This is a genomic window from Ruegeria sp. HKCCD7303 (assembly GCF_013111185.1).
GTDB lineage: Bacteria > Pseudomonadota > Alphaproteobacteria > Rhodobacterales > Rhodobacteraceae > Ruegeria.
Window position 1 is genome coordinate 1 of record NZ_WVRE01000006.1, and the last position, 22149, is coordinate 22149.

Here is a 22149-nt window from a genome sequence, read left to right on the forward strand (position 1 = left end):
CTAAGGTTTACTCCCAAAACCCGCAACCCAAAAAAACAAAAAATCAAAAGTTTTTTGAGTCACGCCTTAAAATTATTTAAATTCAAATACTTAAATCAATCAACATACCGCTAAATCAGAGCTGAAAAGCTATACACGTTAACAAACCCTTTCTTCGAAAGTCTCGGCCAAACCACACCGCCACTACATCTAGAGCGCCAACAGAGCGCAGGCACAAGTCGGAGCGACTCGAGCCCACGATCCGACTCGAGGATTTCACCAAATCCCGAGCCAACTGACGAGTGAGAATCGAAGAACAGCCAAACTAACCCTGATCTTTTGACCTTACCCAAACCTCGTTCGTCTACCGCCAAACCCCTCAAGACCTGTCTTGCACATCTCCTTTGGATGGGGTCTGGTTCCCGTACTTTGTTGTCACACGCAGGATCAGTATGGCCCGTCACGTTCAGTTTCCTTTGGTCAGAACCGTTGGGTTTGACGGAGCGCTCGTCACATTTGCGGATATCATGTCAGAGAAGGCAAATTGTGCAGCGCTGGCATTCCGGTCCGAAGTAGACGGTCTGCAATGGGATGAAGTCACAGAGTCTTCGGCGTCTTTGGGCTCGACCTTTGTGCGTTTCGACACACAGCTCATTTCTCATCAGCAAATGCTGGAAAGACTTCAGCATCTTCTGGACCAAAAGGACTGGTACAACACACCCCTTCCCACAGGTCGCAAGCTGTGGCGCGTTCCAACAGTCTACGGAACCGATCTGGCGCCACAGCTGGACGACGCTGCCGCTGCCGCTGGCTTAACGCCCGAAGAGGCAATACGACGCCTTGGCCAGTCGCGGGTGAGGGTTCTGACCATAGGGTTCGCGCCCGGTCAGCCGTACCTTGGGCCACTGGGGCCCGAGTTCAATATTCCCCGACTGCAAAACCTGACCCCGATGGTGCCAGAGGGCGCGTTGGTTCTGGCGATCTCGCAATTCGTCTTGTTTTCCGGCCCAACACCAACCGGATGGCGGCATGTCGGACAAACCGCCTTTAGATGCTTTCGCCCGGAGAGGTCCGATACATTCCCGTTGAGCCCCGGTGACGAATTGCTGTTCACGCCAGTATCCCGTGAAGAGTTGGAGCATATCCGCGCCACCAATACAGACGGTACCGGTGGTGCCATCTGTGAGGAGATCGCACCATGAGTCTGATCGTCCATCGGATCGGCCCTTCATGTACAATCCAGGATCAGGGGCGCACCGGGTATCTGGACCAGGGTTTGTCGCGTTCTGGTGCCGCCGATATATTGGCCTTGCATGAAGGGGCTGCTTTACTGGGGCAGAGCCCGAACCTCGCAGCGCTCGAAATGGCCGGACTGGGCGGTGAGTTTGAGGTCACGCAAGACGTGCGCATTGCACTAACCGGTGCGCGGATGCAAACCAGCATCGACGGCAGCCCAGTGGCCTGGAATGCGTCACATCAATTGACTGCCGGGCAACGACTGAACATTGGGGCAGCTGTACAGGGTAACTATGGCTATCTTCATCTGGGTGGCGGAATAGAGTCCGATGTTTTTCTGGGTTCGCGCTCGGCACATTTGACGGCGCGGATCGGTCGTGCGTTAGAACAAGGCGACAGGCTGACATGCGGACCAGATGCAGGCCAGACCGGGTTGAAACTAACGCCTGATGAACGGTTCGCGGGCGGAGAACTGCGTGTGGTGGCAAGCTTTCAGACCACACTGTTTGATCGCACGACATTGGATCGCTTTGCCGCGACCACTTTCCGGCGCGGAACGCGCGCCAACCGGATGGGGATGCAAGTGGATAGCGACGGAGACGGGTTTGCGGCGTCCGGTCAGCTGAACATTTTGTCCGAGGTGATTACCCCTGGCGATATTCAAATGACAGGCACAGGGGACCCATTCATCCTGTTGCCGGAGTGCCAGACCACCGGGGGTTACCCTCGTATTGCAACCGTTTTGCCCTGCGATATGCCGCGCGCTGCACAAACGCCTGCCGGTGGTAAAATCCGTTTCAGATTTGTCAGCATGGACGAGGCAAGCGCGTTGCACACTGCCTTCCTGTCAGAACTTGCGCGCCTGCCCTCTCGGGTCGAACCCCTGATACGTGACCCGCACGACATTCAGGACCTGTTGTCCTACCAATTGATCGGCGGAGTGATCTCTGCCACCGACTAAGGAGAATTGCCGATGCTCAGCGTCGATCTGAATGCCGATATGGGGGAGAGTTTTGGCCCCTGGAAGATGGGCGATGACGAAAGCCTGTTGAAAATCATCACCTCCGCCAACATCGCCTGTGGTTTTCATGCAGGCGACCCGGATGTGATGGCGGCTACAATGCAACTTGCGACCGACAACAATGTGGGCATAGGCGCGCATCCCGGCTTTCCCGATCTGCAGGGCTTTGGCCGTAGGAACATGAAAGTGCCCCATAATGCGTTGCGCAATTTGGTGCGGTATCAGTTGGGCGCAGCAATGGGCATGGCCAAGGCGGTCGGTACCAAAGTTCGGCACCTCAAGCTGCACGGCGCGCTGGCCAATATGTGCTCGGTCGATATTGATATGGCGCGGGCCTGCTATCAGGGCGCTTTGGATGTGGACCCCGACATTATTGTCATGGTGCTTGCTGTGACAAAACAGGAAGATGCCGTGCGCGAGCTTGGGTGTAAATGGGTGGGCGAGATCTTTGCCGACCGCGCCTACAACGACGATGGCACCTTGGTGGACCGTAGCCTGCCCGGTGCCGTGATCCACGACGCTGATGTGGCTGGTCCACGCATTCTGAACATGGTCCGCGAAGGCGCTATCATCACTGAAAGCGGTAAGAGGCTAGAGACCTCCATCGACACGATTTGTCTGCATGGGGACGGACCAACTGCGGTTCAGATCGCCCGTTCCGTGAGGGAAAGCCTGATCGGCGGCGGCGTCGAGGTGACGAAGTTCGTCCGATAACCCTACACGCCTTTAATGCTGCGCTGTCATGAAAAAAGGGCTGTGGAAAACCACAGCCCAGACCCAACAGGAGAGTATTTTGCCGAACCTTATGATGGTCCGATCATGAAACAGGTCACATTGCGGGCCTGTAACCGGCGGCACGCCAGATCGGCCTGCTCGCGGGTCATGCCTTGAAAAGTTGCATCGAAGCCGCGCGAGCTTTGGTTCACCTTGCGCAGCGTGCCCTCTAGCGTCGTCATTTCTGACAAAGCGGTTTTCAGCAGCACCTTCTCGGCCTCATATCGTGTGGTGTAACGCCCCACATTGACGCCCCACAGATGCCCGCCAGACGAAGAAAGTCGGGTGACCACCTCCTGCTCGGGCTCGGGCTGTTTGGCCGTTTCGGTCGACGCCAGTACCAGACCGGTCGGGCGCTGTGTCGGGCGGGTGCCCGGTGTTTGTTCAGACGTATTGGTCGGTGCGATATCCGCTTGGGCGATGGCAGCCGCAATGCCATTTGTGATCCGGTCGCGGTTCTGATCCGCAGTCGCCGCAACGGCACTTGCAACCTGCGTTGTCGCGCTTGGACGTACAACTGGGCGCAGACTTGTTTTGGGCGGTCCGCTTACACCCGCGACCTGTACGCCCAGTCCGGCATTTCCAGCATAAGCCGGGCGCGCCGGCTTGCGGATAGGCGCTCGCGATGGGGCGCGGCGGAAACCCAAATCCAACAGCTCGGCAACTTTGGCATTGCGCGATGCGCCCGACTTTCCGCCAAAGACGGTTGCGATGATCCGTTCATTTTTGCGCTTGGCCGACGCCACCAGGTTGAACCCCGCAGCGCGTGTATACCCGGTTTTGATTCCATCTGCCCCTTTGTACGCGGCCAACAGGCGACGGTTGGTATTCGGTACAGTCTTGATCCCTGCATGTGTCGATTGACGCGAGAACAGGTTATAATACTGCGGATAATCGTACAGCAGATGCCGTCCCAGCGTGGTCATGTCGCGCGCGGTGGACAAATGCCCCGACTCGGTCAGACCATGCGCGTTCTTGAAAGTCGTACGGCTCATGCCCATGGCCTTGGCAGTGCGTGTCATACGGCGCGCAAACGCGGCTTCGGACCCGCTGATGGCGATGCCGATAGCGGTTGCCGCGTCATTGGCTGATTTCACCGCTGCCGCGCGGATCAGATACCGGAAAGCAATCGTCTGCCCCGTTCGTAGACCCAACTTGGACGGCGGCTCGGCCGCAGCCTTCTTGGTGATCCGTACAGGCGTATCCAGAGTAATCTCGCCATTTCGCACCGCTTCAAACGCGATGTACAGCGTCATCATCTTGGTCAGCGATGCCGGATGCAACCGCGTGTCAGCATTGCGCGAATGCAAAACCTCTCCGGTACGAGCGTCAATTACCATTGCCGCATAAGGTGCCGCGATGGATTTGAGCGGCGCAAACGCCAGCACACATAGCATCGCTATAAGGAATAAGCCCGTTCGGGCCGGAACTGTCCGCCGAATCTGCACGATCTTTGCCTCTGTCTGCCTCGCGCCGCCGGGTTTTCCCGGTCAGCAAAATTATTTTGATACCGACTAAGCTAACACAGGAGGGCCATGAAATAAACTGAAAGCTGCGCATTTCGCGGTTTCGTCATGCGCCCGCACAAGGCTATATGTTGATGACGTTCCAGCCCTGGCCCACCAGATGCGCGATTGTGGCAATGCTTTGCCGCCGCGCGGCTCGAAATTTGCAGAACTGCGGCCAATAGGCAACATTACCTCAGGCTGCTCACCAGATCAGCCAGATCACCCAAATCGCGCAGCTCGCGGAATCGGGGGCTTTCAACCGGGGCTTCGGCGTGCTCAACCTCCCAGACCAGACCGTGGGGCACGTAAACGCCCCAGCATCCGGCCTGAATCGGAGCCACCACATCCGAGCGCATGGAATTGCCAACCATCATTGCAGACGCCGGACCATCCCCGTGGGATTCAAAAATCGTCCGATAGGTATCCGAGGTCTTTTCCGAGACGATCTCGACCCCGTCGAACAAATCGCCCAGCCCTGACTGCGCCAGTTTCCGTTCCTGATCAATCAGATCGCCCTTGGTGATGAGAATGACGCGATAAGCGTCAGTCACGTTCTCGACCGCTTCGCGCGCATGAGGCAGCAGCTCGATCGGATGCGCCAGCATCTCTTGCCCGGCTTCGATCAATTGCCGAATGACCGAGGCCGGAACACGGTCTTCTGTCACCTCGATGGCGGTTTCGATCATCGACAGAACAAACCCCTTTATCCCATATCCATAATGCCTGATGTTGCGTTTTTCGGCGGCCAGAAGACGCTCCATCAGGTGATCGCGGTCGGTGTGATCAGCCAGCAATTCGGCAAAATGGGCCTGTGTCAGCTGAAAAAACCGTTCGTTGTGCCAAAGGGTATCATCCGCATCAAACCCGATTGTGGTCAGTTTCTTCGTCATCTGATTTACGTTCGCTTGCTCTTTTCACCGGCTATCCCAACGTTATATAAGCGCCAAGATAAACCCCAAGCCTGAATCGGACAGTTGCACACGATGCTGGAAAAGACCTGGATGATGTCTGAGACCCCGGACGACGACGGTGACGCGTCTGTCCTGCTGCAGACGCGCCCAAAAACCAAGCGTCCGCCCTTGTATAAGGTGCTGTTGCTGAACGACGATTACACGCCAATGGAGTTTGTCGTGCACGTGCTAGAGCGTTTCTTTGGTATGACCCACGCTCAGGCGTTTGAAATCATGCTGACCGTTCACAAAAAGGGCGTGGCCGTTGTCGGCGTCTTCAGCCACGAGATTGCCGAGACCAAAGTTGGCCAGGTGATGGACTTTGCCCGCAGGCACCAACACCCGCTGCAATGCACCATGGAACGCGAAGAATAAGGCATCTCGCCTGACGCACCCTTCTCTTTTTTGCCGGAATTGCCCATGTCCCCACGTCTGGAACTTGCTTTGCAAAACGGCCTGTCGCTGTCGCAGCCTTTGACGGTGATTTGCCCGGTGCCAGAGCATGACCTTTCGGCGCTTCCCCCCGGTGCGCAGGTGGTGCAACCGTTCAAACCCTTTCACGACTGTTTTGCCGCGCAAGGTTTTGACACAGTGCCCGAAGCAAAAAACCCCTGTCAGGATGCCATCGTGTTTTTGCCACGTGCCAAGGCGCTGGCGCGCGCGATGATCCAGCGGGCGTGTTCACGGGCTGCTGGGGTTGTCGTGGTCGATGGGGCCAAAACCGATGGGGTGGACAGCATATTGAAAGATGTGCGCAAGCGGATTGCTGTCGAAGGCCCCCTGTCCAAAGCACACGGCAAAATTTTCTGGTTTCAGGCCAACGCAGCTGCTTTTGAGGATTGGGCCGCGCCCGCCACACAGAAGGTCGGTGATTTTCACACCGCGCCAGGCGTGTTTTCGGCAGATGGAGTCGATCCGGCTTCGGCCATGTTGTCAAATGTCTTGCCTGCCAAACTTGGCGCACGCGTCGCCGACCTTGGTGCAGGTTGGGGATATTTGTCAGCAGAGATCCTCAAACGTGACGACGTCAAGTCATTGCACCTGGTCGAGGCAGATCATGCCGCTCTGACCTGCGCACGTAGAAACATCTTGGATTCAAGAGCGCAGTTCTATTGGGCAGATGCAGTCAAATGGACCGCACCCGAGCCCATCGACACCGTCGTCATGAACCCTCCGTTTCACACCTCGCGCAGCGCGGACCCCGCGCTGGGTCAGGGATTTATCGTCGCTGCCGCACGCAATCTGACCCGCAACGGAACTCTGTGGATGGTCGCCAATCGCCACCTTCCCTACGAAACCACGCTGAACGAACATTTCGCTCAGGTCACTGAAATTGCCGGAGACAACCGGTTCAAGGTGCTTCAGGCCTCTCGCCCTCGGCGCTAAGGCTCGCTAACCTGCCCCCAATTCAGGAGGATTCGGATGTCCTTTTCCATCGCTGGCAAGACAGCAATCGTAACGGGCGGTGCCAACGGCATCGGTCTGGCTATTGGACGCCATTTCGCTGATGCAGGGGCAAATGTCATGTTCGCCGACATGGACGAAAAGCGTCTGATCGATGAGTTAGGCGGTCAGGCCGAGGACGGCAATATCCGCTATTTCGCGGGCGATTTGCGCGAAAAGCTGACCATAGCAAACCTGCTTTCTGCCACACTGGACGCTTTTGATCAGGTGGATATTCTGATCAACGGCGCGCGGCAGGTGATCCCATCTGATCCTCTGGACCCAGATGACGACTCGGTGCGTACTCTGCTGAACCAGAACCTGATGCCCGCCCTGCGGCTAAGCCAATTGGTTTCCAAGCGCATGATCAAACAGGCGGACGGGGATGAAGAAAACCCCGCCGGGTCGATCATCAACTTGTCTTCTATCGCAGCCCGCCGGACGCATCCCGACCTGATGGCCTATTCCGTGTCGACCGCGGCGCTGGATCAGATGACCCGATCCCTTGCAGTTGCGCTTGCTCCGAACCGTATTCGGGTCAATTCGATCGCACTGGGCTCGGTCATGAGCGCTTCGTTACAATCGACCCTCAAGGAAAACCGGGACTTCCGGGACGATATTGAAAAGCACACGCCGCTGGCCCGTATCGCTTCGGCGACAGAGCTGACCGAAACCGCGCAGTTTCTGGCGTCCGACGCAGCCGGTTTCATCACAGGTCAGATCCTGACAATCGACGGCGGGCGTACATTGCTTGACCCCGTAGCTGCCCCAGCCCACTAAGACACATGTTCGATACAGAAAAATCCACTGCCTCCGCCTGGTTCCGACAACTGCGCGACGATATTGTCTCTGCGTTCGAAGCCCTTGAAGACAGCCACGACACTGGACCGTTTTCCGATGCAAAACCCGGTCGGTTCGAGGTCAAAGAAACCGAGCGCCAATCTGAGGATGGTTCGGATGCAGGTGGCGGGCTGATGTCTGTGATGCATGGCGGTCGCGTGTTCGAGAAAGTTGGCGTCAATGTCTCGACCGTCTTCGGCACATTGGGTGAACGCGCACAACACGCGATGGCGGCGCGCAAAGGTATCCCCGGCATGACCGAGGATCCCCGCTTCTGGGCTTCGGGGATCAGTCTCGTGGCCCATATGCAAAATCCCCATGTCCCTGCGGTGCACATGAACACACGCATGTTCTGGACGCCGCACGCCTGGTGGTTTGGTGGGGGCTCGGACCTGAACCCCTGTATCGAATATGACGAAGACACACGCCATTTCCACTCCACCCAAAAAGCTCATCTGGACCCGCACGGCGTCGCACACTATCCGCGCCTGAAAGACTGGGCGGACGAGTATTTCTATATTCCTCATCGCAAGCGTGCACGAGGCGTGGGTGGGATTTTCATGGATGACTACTGCACCGGGGAATGGCAGGCCGATTTTGCCCTGACCCAGGATATCGGTCGTGCATTCCTGCCCGCCTTCTTGCCATTGGTTGAAAAGCGTCGCTTGCAGGGTTTCACAGACGCGGACAAGAACACCCAACTCGTGCATCGCGGTCTGTATGCGGAATACAACCTGGTCTACGACCGCGGCACAAAATTTGGGCTGGAAACCGGGCATGACCCGGATGCGGTTCTGATGAGCCTGCCGCCGATGGCGAAATGGGTCTGACGCTCAGAACGTGTCCATGATGAAGTTGTCGTAACAGTAGTTCTGTGCCGACGATGCCGACATGTTGGCACCGACCTTTCGAACCGTTATTGAGTATCCCGGCTTGGTATCCGCGCCGGGTGGCGGTGTCAGAGAAAACTGAACTGTCCGGACACCGGGTTCATAAGCACGATAAATATAGATCCGTTGATTGTTCGGCACGCCCAAAGTTCGGATCGCATAGTCGCCGATACCGCACCAGTAATTCACGGGCGCTGACGAGCCTACAGCCTTGACCTCATAAACCCCATCCGGCAGCGCCGTAATCTCTGTGCGAAATTGAGGGCGGACATACAGGCCAAAACCGACAGCCTCGGCAATTGCAGGTGCCAACACCAGAGCAGTTGAGGCAAAAACCTTAAGAAAACGCATAATCCAGCATCCCGTAAAAATGCTCCCTTCTCATTAACATAGCCAGGTCAGCGCCCGAGTAAAGCGCTGCACCCTCGAGATGAGGACGGCGTGGGCGCGGTTAAGAAATTCTTCTACCCATATCGCTGGAAAAGGGTACACTGTGATTAAGGTTTTGGTTCACATTGCAAAGTTGGCCTGTCCCGTTGAGCAAGAGCTTCCCCAAAGACTGGTTTGATTTTCCGCCCGAGAAATATGCCGATCTGGGCGCGATGTTCTATCTTGCCGGGCTGACGAAGACTCATCAAAAACGCAATCTGGCACAGGTTCTCTATGCATTCGAAACTCCATTTCGCCTGGGCCAGTACCATATCTTCCGGCAAGACGGTTTTCCCCGTGGCTTTGTTACCTTTGCCGGGCTCAGCCCCGAGGCCGAGTACCGCTATGCGGTACAGGAAAAACCACTGAAGGATACCGATTTTACCAGTGGTCCTTCCTTCTGGATCGTCGATCTGGTGGCCCCGTTTGGACAAACAAGCCAGATTGTTGATATCCTTAAACAAGAGATCCCACATCCACGTGTGCGAACAAACCGGATGGACAGCGACATGACACGCAACCGGATCGTCGAATGGACGCGGGATCAGGCGGGCGAGGTCCATATGCGCCTGTATCGGAAACGAGAATTTGAACAGGTGTTGCAGCAAGGCGAAGGTTAAGTGGTCTCGGTAACAATCACAGGCGAATTGACCGGAAACGTGACCGGATCCCCGCCGAATGTGGCGATGGGACAGCCGACGCTGGACAATGGCACATTCACACCAACGACCCAGACCTGGACGATTGCAACACCCCCCGCCAACGGTACTGCCTCGATTGATCCAAACACTGGCGAGTGGACCTATGCGGTCGACCCGACCTTTTTTGACAGCTTGGACAACGGCGAAGTCGTTTTCGATACCTTCTTCATCAGCGTTACTGGCACCACACAAGTGGGGCCCTTTACCCTGCCGTTTTCCAACAACCCGGACCCGGTTGCAGTCACGATCAGGATCGAAGGTGTGTGCTTTGCAGCCGGGACTTTGATCGAGACCGAAGACGGTCCAAAGGTCATCGAAACGCTGGACGTAGGTCACAAGGTTGCTACCGCGGATCACGGGCTGCAACCCATTCGCTGGATCGAAAGCAGTGTGATACCTCGCGAACGATTATGCGCCGAGCCTGCGATGCGGCCTGTGCGCATTTCAGCAGGAAGTCTGGGGTCGAACTCACCCCGTCGGGATCTTCTGGTTTCGCAACAGCACCGCATTCTGGTGAAGGGCCCGAAAGTGGAACTGCTGTTCGGTGCCGCCGAGGCGCTGGTGGCTGCAAAGCATCTATGCGACTGGCCGGGTATTTATGTGGATACCTCGGTAGAGGCGATTGAGTACCTGCATATATTGTTGGATCGTCATGAAATTCTGAATGCAGAAGGGCTGCAAGCTGAAAGCCTGTTTCTGGGGGAAGAAGCGCTTTACACGCTGTCTTCCGACGCGCTTCGGGAACTGGCTGCAATCTTTCCAGACCGGCCAGCTTCGGGTCACACCGGGTTTGGCCGCGCCGCGCGTTTGATACTGCGCGAACATGAGGCGCGCGCGCTTACCTGAGATTACTGGCCCGGCGCGATACGCCCGCCGACATCCTGAGGAGCCAGGGCAACCGTCTTAATAATCGCGTGACATGGGCTGCCCACCTGCAAGTTTAATGCCGCCACTGATCGACGTGTGACGCGCGCCAGAACACTACCTGCAGGGGTCGTGACGGACACAATTGCGCCAGGCCCCTCGCCCGATCGGATCGAGGCCACCGTACCGCTGAGCACGTTCAGTGCAGACAATCCCTCGGGCTTTTGGTTTGACAAGATCACCTCTTGCGCCGGGATGCGGATGCGCAATTGCGCCCCTACGTCATGCGCAATGCGTGGCAGGAACAATCTTGCGCCGTTGGCATTCAACTCTGTCAGCCCGTCAGTGTGATGCTGCACGACCTGAACTTCCAAAACGGCCCCAACTGCGCGAACCCCGGCCGGGGCAACCGAAGGATCGGCTAAAACCTCGGAAGCGGGCCCATGGCGCACGGCTTTTCCGTCTTGAAGTGCAACAACCGAGGTCGCCAGACGCGCGACCTCGGCCGCCGAGTGGGTTACATAGAGAATAGGAACAGATACCTCATCCCTGAGACGTTCGAAATACGGCAGAATCTCTGCTTTCCGCGCCTCGTCCAACGCGGCCAGAGGTTCATCTGCAAGGATCAGACGCGGGCTCGCCAGCAGCGCACGCCCAATGGCCACGCGTTGTTTTTCGCCCCCTGACAACCCGGCTGGTCGGCGATCCAGCAGGTGGCCAATGCCCAGCATTTCGATGACCTTTTCAGGGTCTTCCCGCTGCGCCCTTTTGGGGGCAAACCAGCGACCGTAGGCCAGATTTTGGCGTACGGTCAGATGAGGGAATAGCCGCCCTTCCTGAAAGATATACCCTAACCGCCGCCGGTGTGGCGGCAGCCATTGCCCGTGACCCGTGTCGAAAAGAACCCAATCCTCGACCGCAACGCGACCCGCCTGAGGTCGCAGCAGCCCGGCCACCGCATTGACGATGGTCGTCTTGCCCGACCCGGACCGCCCGAACAAGACAGTCACTCCGGGCGGTGCGTCAAAGCTGACATCCAGATCCAGATCCGACAAATGATGATGCACCCGAACGGAAAGACTCATGATCCGGCCACCCGTGCGGCAGCGCGCCGTCCTACGTATTCTGACAAAAGAAGGGCGCTCATCGCGATAACGATTGAGATAAGGACCAACCGCGTTGCAGCCGACTCGCCGCCCGGAACCTGCAAGAATGCATAGACTGCTGACGGAAGCGTTTGGGTCTGGCCCGGAATGTTAGACACAAACGTGATGGTTGCACCAAATTCGCCCATTGCCTTGGCAAAAGCTAGAATGGCCCCGGCTATGACCCCAGGAAGGATCATCGGCAAAGTCACGGTCACAAAAACCATCGGGCGCGACGCCCCCAGCGTGGCCCCGGCTTGCTCTAGTTTTGGATCCACAGCCTCGATCGACAACCGTATGGCCCGGACCATTAAGGGGAATGCCATGATCCCTGCAGCCAGCGCCGCCCCGGTCCAGCGAAACGCGACAACTATCCCGAACTCTGCCAGAACACGCCCAAGAGGTCCCTGAACTCCAAAGGTCAGCAACAACAGATAGCCCGTAACAACAGGTGGCAGGATTAACGGCAAATGCACCAGACCATTAAGGACCTGCCGGCCGGGAAACCTCCAGCGGGCCAAAGCGTATGCTACGAAAATCCCAAACGGCAATGTCGCCAGCGTCGCCCAGAGCGACACGCGCAAAGACAGCTTTAACGCTCCAATTTCGGCAGGGCCCAACCAGTCCACGTGGATCACCCGCCCGGCAGGGAAAACCCCTGCTCCTGAAAAACGGACAACGCCGCATCGCTGCGCAGATGATCCAGAAAGGCCTGTGCTCCACCCCGGGCTGATGATGTGACGGCCGCTGGATATATGATCTCAGGATGCAGGCCGTCTGGAATCGTCGCCAAAACACTGACCCGTGTTTCCACCTGTGCATCTGATCGATAGACAATACCCAACGGCGCTGCCCCTGCCGCCACAAGTGCCAGAGCTGCGCGCACATTGTCGGTCTGCGCCACATGGTCCTGTAATGCGTCCCATTGGTTCATGCTTTGCAACGCGGCTTTGCCGTAAATACCTGCTGGCACGGCGTCAACCAGGGCCATCGCCAGAAAACCGCCGTTCAATTCGGCCTTTAGGTCGTAACCAGGTTGGATCTCTCCCCAACTTGCTCGGCCTGTCGCACCAATCACAACCAGCCCATTGCCCAGCAAATCCACCCGCGAATTCGCCCGGATCAAACCGTCCCGCTCCAATATGTCCATCCAGTCAGGATTCGCCGAGATGAACACGTCCGCAGGCGCGCCCTGTTGAATTTGGCGCGCTAGCACCGACGAGGCCGCGTAAGAGACCGTGACACGGTGCCCCGTTTCCGTTTCATAGCTTGCAGCAATCTCGTCCAGCGCTGTCTTCAGACTCGCCGCTGCAAAAACCAAAACACCCTCGGCCCCGGCTCGGACCGGTGCCAACGCCAATACACCTAAGACCAGTGCCAGCATCCAGAAACGGCGGGTGAAGGTTAGGGTCATGTACACTCCCGACCGGAAAATTGCAGTCCCTTCGGGAATATCGGAGGGTACAGCTCCCGCGCAAGCGCCTTTGAGAAATTACCGAGATCGGTGCTGCTGCGTTGCAGAAAGTCCAAAAGGGTCAAGGCGTCCATTGGACATGACCATCATCACGCCGCACATATCCGGATATGCGACGGAACGGGATTAAACCGTGTTCAGATATCCAGACGGGCAAGGCAACACGGGTTGGCCAAAGAATAGAATTCAAGAAAATCACTCAGACCCTCTTGCACCCGCCCGCAGGCTTGGCTACATGCAGCGTCACGGGTGATTAGCTCAGTTGGTAGAGCGCTTCGTTTACACCGAAGATGTCGGGAGTTCGAGTCTCTCATCACCCACCATTCCCTTCATTTTCAATGGTTTACTCAGGGTCTTGTAACGAGAACTTGGAGACCATTTGAGGATGAATGTAAGGGAATCGAAACCTCAAAACCGTGTTGGACTACCCAGAGGATTGTTCCTTAGAGGTAAAGGATACGCTCTTAGGGTAGCTGTACCGACTGAGTACCAAGACATTGTTGGCAAACGAGAGATCGTCCGAGGATTAGGAACTCAGGACCTAGCCGAAGCATTGAAGCGCCGTCCAAGAGTCCTTGAGGAAATCCTTGAAGCGATCACCGAAGGACAAACACCGTCTCAAGCAATTCGCCCAAACCTTCCGAAACAAGAGAATACTGTGAGAGATACCGCCGACAGGTGGTTGGCTGAATCGGACGGGATAAATAGCAGTACAAAGGTTAGATACCGCCAACACCTTAGGACATTTGAGGCGTACTCTGGAAACATACAGGTCACAGACATTAACCGCTCTCTGGCACTGGGCTTCATTGAGCACCTTAAGGCCACTCCCTCAAAGCGAACTGGGCAACCACTCTCGGGCCGCTCTCTTCAATCATGCCAATCTTGCTTAGCTTCTTATTGGCGTGTGCTGGACCACTGGGGGTTGGTTGATCCCGATATGCGGAACCCCTTTGGCTCTCTCCTGAGACGTGTAGCCGGTCAAAGAAAGAAGAAGGACCCACGGGTTAAGAAACTGAGGCCTGTCACTAGAGGTGAAGCTCAAAAGCTGCTGCAGTACATCGCTCGCAATAATGGCCTCAAATATCAGTTCGAGATGTACGTCACAGTAAGACTGCTTTGGGTTACTGGATGCAGACTCAATGAAATCTGCTCGAGGTACTTGAAGGACATTGAGGACAGAGGAGACCACATCAAAATCAGCATCCCTCAAAGCAAGACAGAAGCCGGAATAAGGGATGTAATGATCGTTGGGGCTGAGGATTGTCAGCTACTCCGGGAAGCTACCAAAAGGGCAACGATAGTAGAGCCAAGTTGTCCAGATAATATCGGTAGGTTGTTTCCTCGTATTGCTTTGGGTGGCTACGACAGGCATCCCAGTCATTACCTCGGGAAGGCGCTTGAGAAAGCCCGGAAAACCCTTGATGGCGATAATTCTAATTGGGATATGCATTCGTTCAGGAGAACGGCTGTGTCCGTCCTAGTTAATGCTGGGGTTTCCCGAGAAGCTAGGAATCTAATCGTGGGTCACTCCAACAAAGACGACATCGGCATAAGCGTTTATGCGAAGAGAGCGGAGCTAAACGGGATCATCAGGAGTACATTCGAAGTCTTACACAACGAACTTGGAGGAAGTCTCGCGGGAATAGCTCCTTTGGATTAATCCAAGGCAAGGGGCCGTCAACTTTACCCTCAAGAGATAGAAACTCTGAAGGGCGTAAATTGACAGCCCCTGTCGGGCTTATGGTCATGACCTTTAATGAAGAAAAGCAGTCATTCCCAATGCTAGATATGAACGACCCCTCTGCGGACGAAGCCGACAATCAATTCAGCTTCCGAATTTTCGGCGGAAACCAGTTGCCCGCTTTTACAATCTCTTTCGGAACATAGGTCCTGAACGTCAGAGAAAACGGTTTTCCTTCAGCGGAGGGCAGCCAATTCGCAGAAGGAAAAGAACCGTTCTCGGACGGGGCGATAAACATGGACACACCGCTATCCGCGTCCTTCTCAAGCGGCGAATAGGAGTTGAAATTGAACCTGTCGATTGCATTTGGAACCACACGGTAATCGGGTAGATCCACTAAAATAACCGACCAGTATCCGTTCACTACCGCATCGGGACTGCTAGTTTCGTTGAATTCGATAACATAGGTGCTGCTGCCATCCAGCGGCTTGCCGTTCCCATCGGTAGTGGCGACGAAGTAGATTACTTCATGCGTTGTGTTCGCCCAGATCCCAACCAGATTGGCCGCTGTTCTGATCCAGTAGTCGTCGCCGTAGATGCCGCCCACCAAGACGCCCAACCAGTTGTTCTGAAAGGAACCTGCTTCGGTCACCGCAAACTTCAAAAACTGCGGAATGACGGTTTCAACAATCGCGCCTGCAAGGGCGTCCCGCTGCGCTGGATCAGAGGCTACACGCGCCACGGCCCGAACCTTGGCTTGCATCTGTGGAGCAACCGGAATGCTATCCAGCGCCGCTGAGAGTAATTCATCTGTATGATCGAAAATCTCGACACCGATCAGTGACTGGTTATCGAAGATAGGCAAGCTTGAAGGTGCCGAAATCGCAGGTTCGCCGAGTGTGGACATCGTGAATTGGCGTTGCAGGGAAACTGCACCTTCCACATCTGTTTGAAGCTCGACCCGCGCCAGCATCTTTGCCTTTCGGGAGGGCAGCACGACAGGTACGGCGTCCTCCGGTATCTCGGCAACCGTGTCAGGCGTCACGAAAGCATAGATTCCGTAAGGGTTCAGAGGGTAGTCGCGCTCGTTGATGTTGGTGACGACATTGCCCCACTCATCGCAGATCTGGACCGTATAGTAGCGGCCTTCGACCTGCGGAACCTCCAGTAAGACAGCGCTTTGGTCATCGACCGCAATCCAGGCTTCGAGATAGGCTACATCGAGGTTGGGGTTCACGAAGTCGGCGGCACCAACAGGGTTATACTTAATGACGTTGTAGTCTACCCTATCCTCGGCAATGTCTGTCTTCTCTTGTCGGTCAACAAGCGCACGACCCAGCAGGTATACATAAGCGTCGGCAATCGTCGCATCGTCGAGAGGCGTTGGCTGCTGCGCTAGGGCGGGTTCTACAACAACTACTGTGAGCAGGACGACGATTGTGCGCTTTAAACTGTGCAACATGAATGGGCCTCTTGGGTTCGACGGGACCGTTTTCCTCAATAAAACTCGACTTGGTCAAGCGTGAAACATCTTCAGACCTCCGGCAAACGAGTGATGGTTACTTTGGGCTCATTGCGGTCACTCGTTACACTGCGAACCAAGGTCCGCTTTTTCCCAGAAAGTGAAGGGCGGCGTTTTTTGGTACTGACCCTAGAGACAAATCATCTGTAGATGACACAGCGCTCGGACCATCCTTCACAATTTTCGAAACTATGGGTCGCAGTGGAAAACACTAGCGGCTCTTTTTCACACCCTTGCGGATATGGTGGTATCTGCCTCTCAGGAAACAGCTTCTTTGGATCAGTCCAATGGAGAACCAAGACGATTTCCTCGGAAGAGACCTTTGAGAATGAGATAAGGCTAACTCTACGAGGAGTAGTTTGAAACTCTCAGCGACTGCCTGATTGACTCTACAGCGACCCAAATAGCAGCCCCAGATGATGAGGGTTTCCTTCACCAGTGCTCACTAAACGCACTGTCACAGTCGATATGTTGCCTGCCCACGCCACTTTCACGCCCAGCGCATAGCGGTCTCCAACTGTACCCTTAGGGAGCCGAACCAGCTTCAACCGAATAGCACCTACTCAGGCAGCACTTAACAACCCACACTAAAAAAGCGAGACATTAAACCATGAGGCATGATCCTCTACCTTTTCACGATTCTTCTTCCCAATTCCGTCCAGTTGTAATTGTGGACCGGCCCTGTGGGAGAGGGAAAACTACGGAGATGATTGAATCATTCGAAAATCACAAGCAGTATCTAGTCATTGTCCCTCTGCTCACTGAATGTGACCGCGTGATAGAGGCAGCACAGAACCGGGGGATAACCTTCGAGCAGCCCACAGCCGAAGCAGACACTATATTCGACGACAGTGGACAAGAGATAGTCACCACTAGGAAAATCCACTCCCTACGGCGTCTGCTGGCTGAAGGCCAAAACGTAGTCACAACTCACGCGATGTTTGATACGCTGTCCGATGTCGTCTCAGAGGGATTATTGGATTCGTACGACATTCACATTGATGAAGTTCTCTCGGTCATAGATGCTAACTTCCATGTCCAATCAGAAGCATGGGATCGTCTCTTTATAGAGTCCGGACTTTGCACAGTGGACCCTGAGACATCAAAGGTATTCCCCACAGATGCTTGGGATACAGAGTATGCTGCTCTTGAGAAACACGTTTCCCTGAAGTTCTACAAGGCTGCCAAGTCTGGACGCCTCTTCAATGTCCAAAATGGCTTCAATGTAGCTGTACTTCCGGAGAAGCTCCTCAAGGTGGGGAAGTCTCTGAGGATTTACACCTATAAAGCTGAAGGGTCTATTATCGCTGCGTACCTTAGACACATAGGGATAACCAAAGAACACAATAAGTTGGACAACACAGCCGAAAGTGAGTTCGTCCGAGAAGTCAGAGACCTGATTACCGTTAAAGGAATTAAATCTCTCGATCAGCTTTCATTCAGTCACACAGATCAAACAGACAAAACCTCTGGCTCACCGGAAGTCTACGATAATCTGGTCCCTAAAGCGCTGTATACGTTGGCACGAAATGCACTTAAGGACGTCCCTCTTGAAAACATCTTACTAACTTGCCCAAAGGTAAAATGGTTCGCAGGCGGTAAAAGCCCAACAGTTGGTTCAGATGGGTTAGAAAAGGGAAAGTACAGTCCCGGCCCATACGCTAAAAGCTCTCGGCTTCAGGGCAGAAGTGGCCGTGTTCATTGGCTACCCAATACGACAAGAGGCACGAACAACTATAAAAACGCAACGCACCTGATCTATCTCTACAATCAGTTCTTGAATCCCAACATCCTGAGATTTCTCGGCAAAGGATCAGTTAGTCAGGACGACTACGCGCTCACCGAGTTAATCCAATGGGTTTGGCGATCTCAGATCAGAGACGGGAAACCGATCACTGTTTATCTTCCTAGTCGAAGAATGCGAAATCTGTTTCTCAATTGGCTATGGGAAGGAGACATCCCAACCCATGTATTACGCGGTGCAATCTGAGTGTCGTGATTATTGAAACTGAGGGAACGCGTAACCAGTAGAAAGCACTTTTATATCGGAAGAGATTATCTTTGGAGAAGGTGAGAATGAAGCTGCTGAAACGTGATTTCCTTGGTTCCCAATGGCTCTTAGTCTTTGCCACTAGGAAGCGGCAAGAGGTTATAAATTATTCTTATTTTATAGGTACTTAGGGCCTAATGGTTAATAAACTTCTTTATGTAACAATAAGTATGACCGAGGAACTTCCAATACAGAAGCTGTATATCAATTTCATTCTCGGAAACGTCAACCATACGACTTAGAGTTGCGCCCAACGCTGGTCACAGTGTTATTTAAGAGAACACAATAGAAGCTGATCCACTTCCATCTACTAAAATGCCCCCCAATTGCACCCCCAGTGTTCTCTCAGTAAGGCTCAACGCTCACCTGTTATCACCTGAGAGCACCAATAGGTGCTGCATCTAAAATGAGTTCCTCAGCATCACTTCTTTAAATGCGTGAGAGATATTTTTCGTGACGCAGCTTGGGCTTTTTTAGTATCATCTACTAATAGGCGGTTCTACACGCGTGGCTGATTGTCTAGCTGCCCTTCTTGAGGCCCGTTTTTCTTTGAACTTGCGGTAGTCGCTCTTCATGCCAATGTATGCCCAACGCAATACAACTATCGGGAGTGACACAACGGCAGCGGCTCCAGCACCGAGTATTCCCTCACCAACGGCTTGCTTCCAATCCATGTAAATTTCTCAATATTTTTGGTGGCTTGCTGCAAAGTTAGCCAACACACTTAGGTTTGTCGAGCACAAGCTTACGGAGATCGGATGGTATCCTCTTGGACTCAAGGACGGTTTCTTTAGGGGCTAAGGGACCGCTTTTCAGAGGCAATAATAAGAACAATAAACCCCCTCCTTTTTGAAGTCGGTTTCCCAAACCCCCCACCCCTTCGTTTCCAACTAAAAACTCTGCCAATAGGCCAAGGTTCTGTGTCCATCTTCTCAGGGTGGCGGAAATGGTGGCAATGAAGTCGATCTCGGCTTTTGGCAAGCAATTGCCTCAACGTCTAGGAACCTAAAGGAGACCACCAGCATGATTATCGGATACGCAAGAACGTCTACACTGGAGCAACAAGCCGGACTTGAAGCCCAACAGAAGACACTCTCGGAAGTTGGATGCGAGAAAACCTACTCCGAACAAGTCTCCTCTGTTGCCCGTAGAGAGGCGCTCAGTGAAGCTCTCAGCTACTGCAGAGAAGGAGATGTCCTCATTGTCACCAAGCTTGACCGCCTTGCTCGTTCAGTCAGGCATTTAGGCGAGATCGTGGACGACTTAACTCAAAGAGGCGTCGCTCTAAGAGTACTCGACATGTCCCTTGATACCTCCACAGCTACAGGGAAACTCATGCTTAATGTCCTAGGGTCTATCTCTCAGTTTGAAAGAGAGATGATGCTGGAGCGGCAGCGAGAGGGAATAGCAAAGGCCAAAGCTGAGGGCAGGTACAAAGGCAGGAAGCCAACGGCACGTATGAAGACCTCTGAGGTGCTACAGCTACTAGGGCAAGGCTACAAGAAGCACGAGATCGCCCAGCGCTTAAGAATTTCTCAGAGATCGGTATATCGGATCGTTAACGAAGCTCGCCAGTCAGCAGCTGTGGAAGACCAGTGCTGAAAAAGAGGCAAAGTACACAGCTATTGGTTGTTAGGATCGGACATTGATAACCACTAGCTGTGATGACCTATATGCTAATGGGAATAACACTTGACCGCAGTACTGGGATAATGAGTTCTTCGAGGAAATCCAGAACGACCTATTGCCTAAGTTAAGTGTTGCAAACACACTCCAAACGCCAATGGAATTTAGATAATCTGAAGGGCAAGCGTCCCCTTGCTCATTTAAGCAGTACAAGCGGCGTTTTAGGCAGAACGGTGGTGTTGAAGCAGAATGTGTTGCACCAATTTCCGCACACGCTCAACGTCATCACGCGTCGGGGCCGAGATTTCGCCGTGTGAAATCTTGTCTCGTATACCCTTCACGGCCATGAACTCGAGCACGTCGTCGTCAGTAGTGTCACGCCATAGGACTTTGGCGCACCAAACAAACTTATCTCGAAGAGTATATTTAACTGGGGTCCGCTTGGTTTTTATCAACCTGTCCTCAAAAAAGGGTCTTAGTGACGCCTCGAGCCTCGGTTCGTAGCCGACAAGCAAATCCATCTCGGATTTTAGGTCAATCGCTTTGAACCCCTTACTAACCGCTACTTCCAAAGCGAGAAAATAATAGAGGAACGCTTTCAGAGGATCATCTTCGGCCATGCCAAGGCTGAAGAACCTTGTTACTTTTGCGTCTAGTTCAGTTTCGAGGTTACTCGCCTCATCAACAGCAGCGTTTAAATCTACTTCATCTATCGACGTAGAAACGCTCGCACTCATGTTACCGACAAATCGGATGTCGATGAGGCGTTCTCCTTTATTCGTTTCGCCAAAAACCATGTACTCAATCTGCTTGAAACTAACTAGTGGGCGTGCAGATGAAAGCTGGCAGGTCAAAGCAGTTAGCAACTTCGGCAGCGCCTCCGACGCCATACGCTGCAAGTCCTCTTTGGCAGCGAAGAAACTCTCGTAGGTGCTAAGAATGCCTTCGTATCTCTTATAGTAACATCCCTCAGCAGAATGCAGGGCGGTCGGCCCGAAAAGAACGGCCAAATAAGGTGGGCGGCACTTTTTTTCTTCTTCCCACTTAGGCAAGTCATCAACCATCACGTCATCGTTTAGTTTTTTTGACATCTCATTGAGGTCGTTACCAAATGCAAACCTGATCGAAACGCCTTCGCTACTGAACGCGAAGGAAAAGGTCTCTCCGGCGTCGAAAGTGACACCCGAGACCGCGTAAACGTACATACCGCAAAAGGTGGCTTCGATTTTCTCGTCTTCTTCCAGCTTCTCAAAGCCAATTTTTTGGAGTGCGTAAGTTGATAGCTGCATTTGGGCCTTCTCGATTGATCAGTATGCTTGAGCCTAACTTGCACGACCGCGATTGTTAACGCGAACCCGAGAACGCCGTCCATGGTCACCACTTCCGGTTCATCGCCCAATGCAATCTAAGTGACCCGTACATGTAACGGCTTGACCTCTGATTCCGTTACAGTAAGTGTCGTACTCGAACCACGAGGGTTCACCTGAGATAACCGTAGTTGATGCTTTGGGAAAAGACGCGCAATCCGTCACGGGTGATTAGCTCAGACAGCGGAGCGTCTGTGTAACAGTTGGTAGAGCGCTTCGTTTACACCGAAGATGTCGGGAGTTCGAGTCTCTCATCACCCACCACTCCCAACTCATTGATCTTGCTATAGTTTCTACCAAGCGGGGTCTTGCACTGCCTCAATTGGTAGATGGAGGCGGTATACGATGAGATTCGCATTGCTTAAGCCTGTTCTGATCAGATCGCCTTTTTGCTCATATCCCTAGAAACATAGTCAACCAATCAGCGGGGACTAAAGTTGTTCCGCCTGTTGCCGATAGAGCCTGCCAGGTCAAGCAAACCGGCCATGCCAAGGTTTATTTAGGGCGAAGGATTGGCCAGAAGCAGAGAAACGCCGCTTGAAGTACAAACTGAAACTGAAATCCAAGCAGAGCCTCCGTTACGAAAACGCCCCAACATTTCCTAAACTCCGACAACGGACATACGATAGCTTGAGTAAAGCTACGT

20 protein-coding genes and 2 tRNA genes are annotated in these 22149 nt (G+C 54.0%); 14 read left to right on the forward strand and 8 right to left on the reverse strand.

Annotated elements, in window-relative coordinates; all coding sequences use genetic code 11:
- Positions 1 to 431 precede the first annotated feature (431 nt).
- From GS630_RS15275 to GS630_RS15285, 3 genes are read left to right on the forward strand one after another with little or no spacing between them, the layout of a single operon-like run.
- Positions 432 to 1181, forward strand: a complete 750-nt coding sequence (locus GS630_RS15275; protein ID WP_171621533.1) for an allophanate hydrolase subunit 1 — start codon at positions 432 to 434, stop codon at positions 1179 to 1181.
- Positions 1178 to 2176, forward strand: coding sequence for a biotin-dependent carboxyltransferase family protein (locus GS630_RS15280; protein WP_171621534.1), 999 nt, complete (start codon positions 1178 to 1180; stop codon positions 2174 to 2176). The genes GS630_RS15275 and GS630_RS15280 overlap by 4 nt, the downstream gene beginning before the upstream one ends.
- Positions 2177 to 2188: 12 nt before the next feature.
- Positions 2189 to 2950, forward strand: a complete 762-nt coding sequence (locus tag GS630_RS15285; RefSeq protein WP_171621535.1) for a LamB/YcsF family protein — start codon at positions 2189 to 2191, stop codon at positions 2948 to 2950.
- Positions 2951 to 3039: 89 nt separating this feature from the next.
- Here the strand turns inward: GS630_RS15285 and GS630_RS15290 are convergent, their stop codons facing one another.
- Both GS630_RS15290 and GS630_RS15295 read right to left on the reverse strand, forming a co-directional pair.
- On the reverse strand, positions 3040 to 4407 hold the full coding sequence (locus GS630_RS15290; protein WP_171179459.1) for a D-alanyl-D-alanine carboxypeptidase family protein: 1368 nt from the start codon (positions 4405 to 4407) through the stop codon (positions 3040 to 3042).
- Positions 4408 to 4706: 299 nt separating this feature from the next.
- Complete coding sequence (locus GS630_RS15295) at positions 4707 to 5408, reverse strand: HAD family hydrolase (protein WP_171621536.1); 702 nt, start codon at positions 5406 to 5408, stop codon at positions 4707 to 4709.
- Between the two features lie 93 nt (positions 5409 to 5501).
- Between GS630_RS15295 and clpS the strand changes: the two genes are divergently transcribed.
- From clpS to hemF, 4 genes are read left to right on the forward strand one after another with little or no spacing between them, the layout of a single operon-like run.
- Positions 5502 to 5843 (forward strand): ATP-dependent Clp protease adapter ClpS, encoded by a 342-nt coding sequence (clpS, locus tag GS630_RS15300; protein WP_171179408.1) that lies wholly within the window; start codon positions 5502 to 5504, stop codon positions 5841 to 5843.
- 45 nt (positions 5844 to 5888) lie between these two features.
- Positions 5889 to 6854: a class I SAM-dependent methyltransferase gene (locus GS630_RS15305; RefSeq protein WP_171621537.1), complete on the forward strand. Its 966-nt coding sequence runs from the start codon at positions 5889 to 5891 to the stop codon at positions 6852 to 6854.
- A 36-nt stretch (positions 6855 to 6890) separates the two neighbouring features.
- Positions 6891 to 7691, forward strand: coding sequence for an SDR family NAD(P)-dependent oxidoreductase (locus GS630_RS15310; protein ID WP_171234850.1), 801 nt, complete (start codon positions 6891 to 6893; stop codon positions 7689 to 7691).
- A gap of 5 nt (positions 7692 to 7696) precedes the next feature.
- The gene (gene hemF / locus GS630_RS15315) at positions 7697 to 8581 is read left to right on the forward strand and encodes an oxygen-dependent coproporphyrinogen oxidase (protein WP_171179401.1); all 885 of its coding nucleotides are present in this window, start codon (positions 7697 to 7699) and stop codon (positions 8579 to 8581) included.
- 3 nt (positions 8582 to 8584) lie between these two features.
- On the opposite strand, the gene GS630_RS15320 is transcribed toward hemF, so the two are convergent.
- On the reverse strand, positions 8585 to 8992 hold the full coding sequence (locus GS630_RS15320; RefSeq protein ID WP_171179399.1) for a hypothetical protein: 408 nt from the start codon (positions 8990 to 8992) through the stop codon (positions 8585 to 8587).
- Positions 8993 to 9177: 185 nt separating this feature from the next.
- Here GS630_RS15320 and GS630_RS15325 point away from each other — a divergent pair, with 185 nt between their 5' ends.
- A complete protein-coding gene (locus GS630_RS15325; RefSeq protein WP_171179397.1) occupies positions 9178 to 9690 on the forward strand; it encodes a toxin-activating lysine-acyltransferase in 513 nt (170 codons plus the stop codon).
- Positions 9691 to 10617, forward strand: a complete 927-nt coding sequence (locus tag GS630_RS15330; protein ID WP_348540169.1) for a Hint domain-containing protein — start codon at positions 9691 to 9693, stop codon at positions 10615 to 10617. It abuts the gene before it with no gap.
- Between the two features lie 2 nt (positions 10618 to 10619).
- Here the strand turns inward: GS630_RS15330 and modC are convergent, their stop codons facing one another.
- The 3 genes from modC to modA are packed head-to-tail and all read right to left on the reverse strand — an operon-like array spanning position 10620 to position 13194.
- Positions 10620 to 11720 carry a molybdenum ABC transporter ATP-binding protein gene (modC, locus tag GS630_RS15335; protein WP_171179396.1) on the reverse strand — a complete coding sequence of 367 codons (1101 nt, stop codon included), beginning with the start codon at positions 11718 to 11720 and terminating at the stop codon, positions 10620 to 10622.
- Positions 11717 to 12409 carry a molybdate ABC transporter permease subunit gene (gene modB, locus GS630_RS15340; protein WP_171621538.1) on the reverse strand — a complete coding sequence of 231 codons (693 nt, stop codon included), beginning with the start codon at positions 12407 to 12409 and terminating at the stop codon, positions 11717 to 11719. Before modB ends, modC begins: the two co-directional genes overlap by 4 nt.
- 5 nt (positions 12410 to 12414) lie before the next feature.
- Positions 12415 to 13194 (reverse strand): molybdate ABC transporter substrate-binding protein, encoded by a 780-nt coding sequence (modA, locus tag GS630_RS15345; protein WP_253285978.1) that lies wholly within the window; start codon positions 13192 to 13194, stop codon positions 12415 to 12417.
- Between the two features lie 307 nt (positions 13195 to 13501).
- Here modA and GS630_RS15350 point away from each other — a divergent pair.
- Both GS630_RS15350 and GS630_RS15355 read left to right on the forward strand, forming a co-directional pair.
- Positions 13502 to 13577, forward strand: a tRNA-Val gene (locus tag GS630_RS15350).
- A 62-nt stretch (positions 13578 to 13639) separates the two neighbouring features.
- Positions 13640 to 14917, forward strand: coding sequence for a DUF6538 domain-containing protein (locus tag GS630_RS15355; RefSeq protein ID WP_253285923.1), 1278 nt, complete (start codon positions 13640 to 13642; stop codon positions 14915 to 14917).
- Positions 14918 to 15077: 160 nt separating this feature from the next.
- Here the strand turns inward: GS630_RS15355 and GS630_RS15360 are convergent, their stop codons facing one another.
- Positions 15078 to 16400, reverse strand: coding sequence for a DUF1214 domain-containing protein (locus GS630_RS15360; RefSeq protein ID WP_171620908.1), 1323 nt, complete (start codon positions 16398 to 16400; stop codon positions 15078 to 15080).
- A gap of 766 nt (positions 16401 to 17166) precedes the next feature.
- On the opposite strand from GS630_RS15360, the gene GS630_RS15365 reads away from it, so the two are divergent.
- Positions 17167 to 18450 carry a hypothetical protein gene (locus tag GS630_RS15365; RefSeq protein WP_171620909.1) on the forward strand — a complete coding sequence of 428 codons (1284 nt, stop codon included), beginning with the start codon at positions 17167 to 17169 and terminating at the stop codon, positions 18448 to 18450.
- A gap of 1083 nt (positions 18451 to 19533) precedes the next feature.
- Positions 19534 to 20112: a recombinase family protein gene (locus tag GS630_RS15370; RefSeq protein WP_171620910.1), complete on the forward strand. Its 579-nt coding sequence runs from the start codon at positions 19534 to 19536 to the stop codon at positions 20110 to 20112.
- Positions 20113 to 20357: 245 nt separating this feature from the next.
- On the opposite strand, the gene GS630_RS15375 is transcribed toward GS630_RS15370, so the two are convergent.
- Positions 20358 to 21425, reverse strand: coding sequence for a hypothetical protein (locus GS630_RS15375; protein ID WP_171620911.1), 1068 nt, complete (start codon positions 21423 to 21425; stop codon positions 20358 to 20360).
- A 243-nt stretch (positions 21426 to 21668) separates the two neighbouring features.
- Between GS630_RS15375 and GS630_RS15380 the strand changes: the two genes are divergently transcribed.
- Positions 21669 to 21767 (forward strand) — tRNA-Val (locus tag GS630_RS15380).
- Positions 21768 to 22149: the final 382 nt, after the last annotated feature.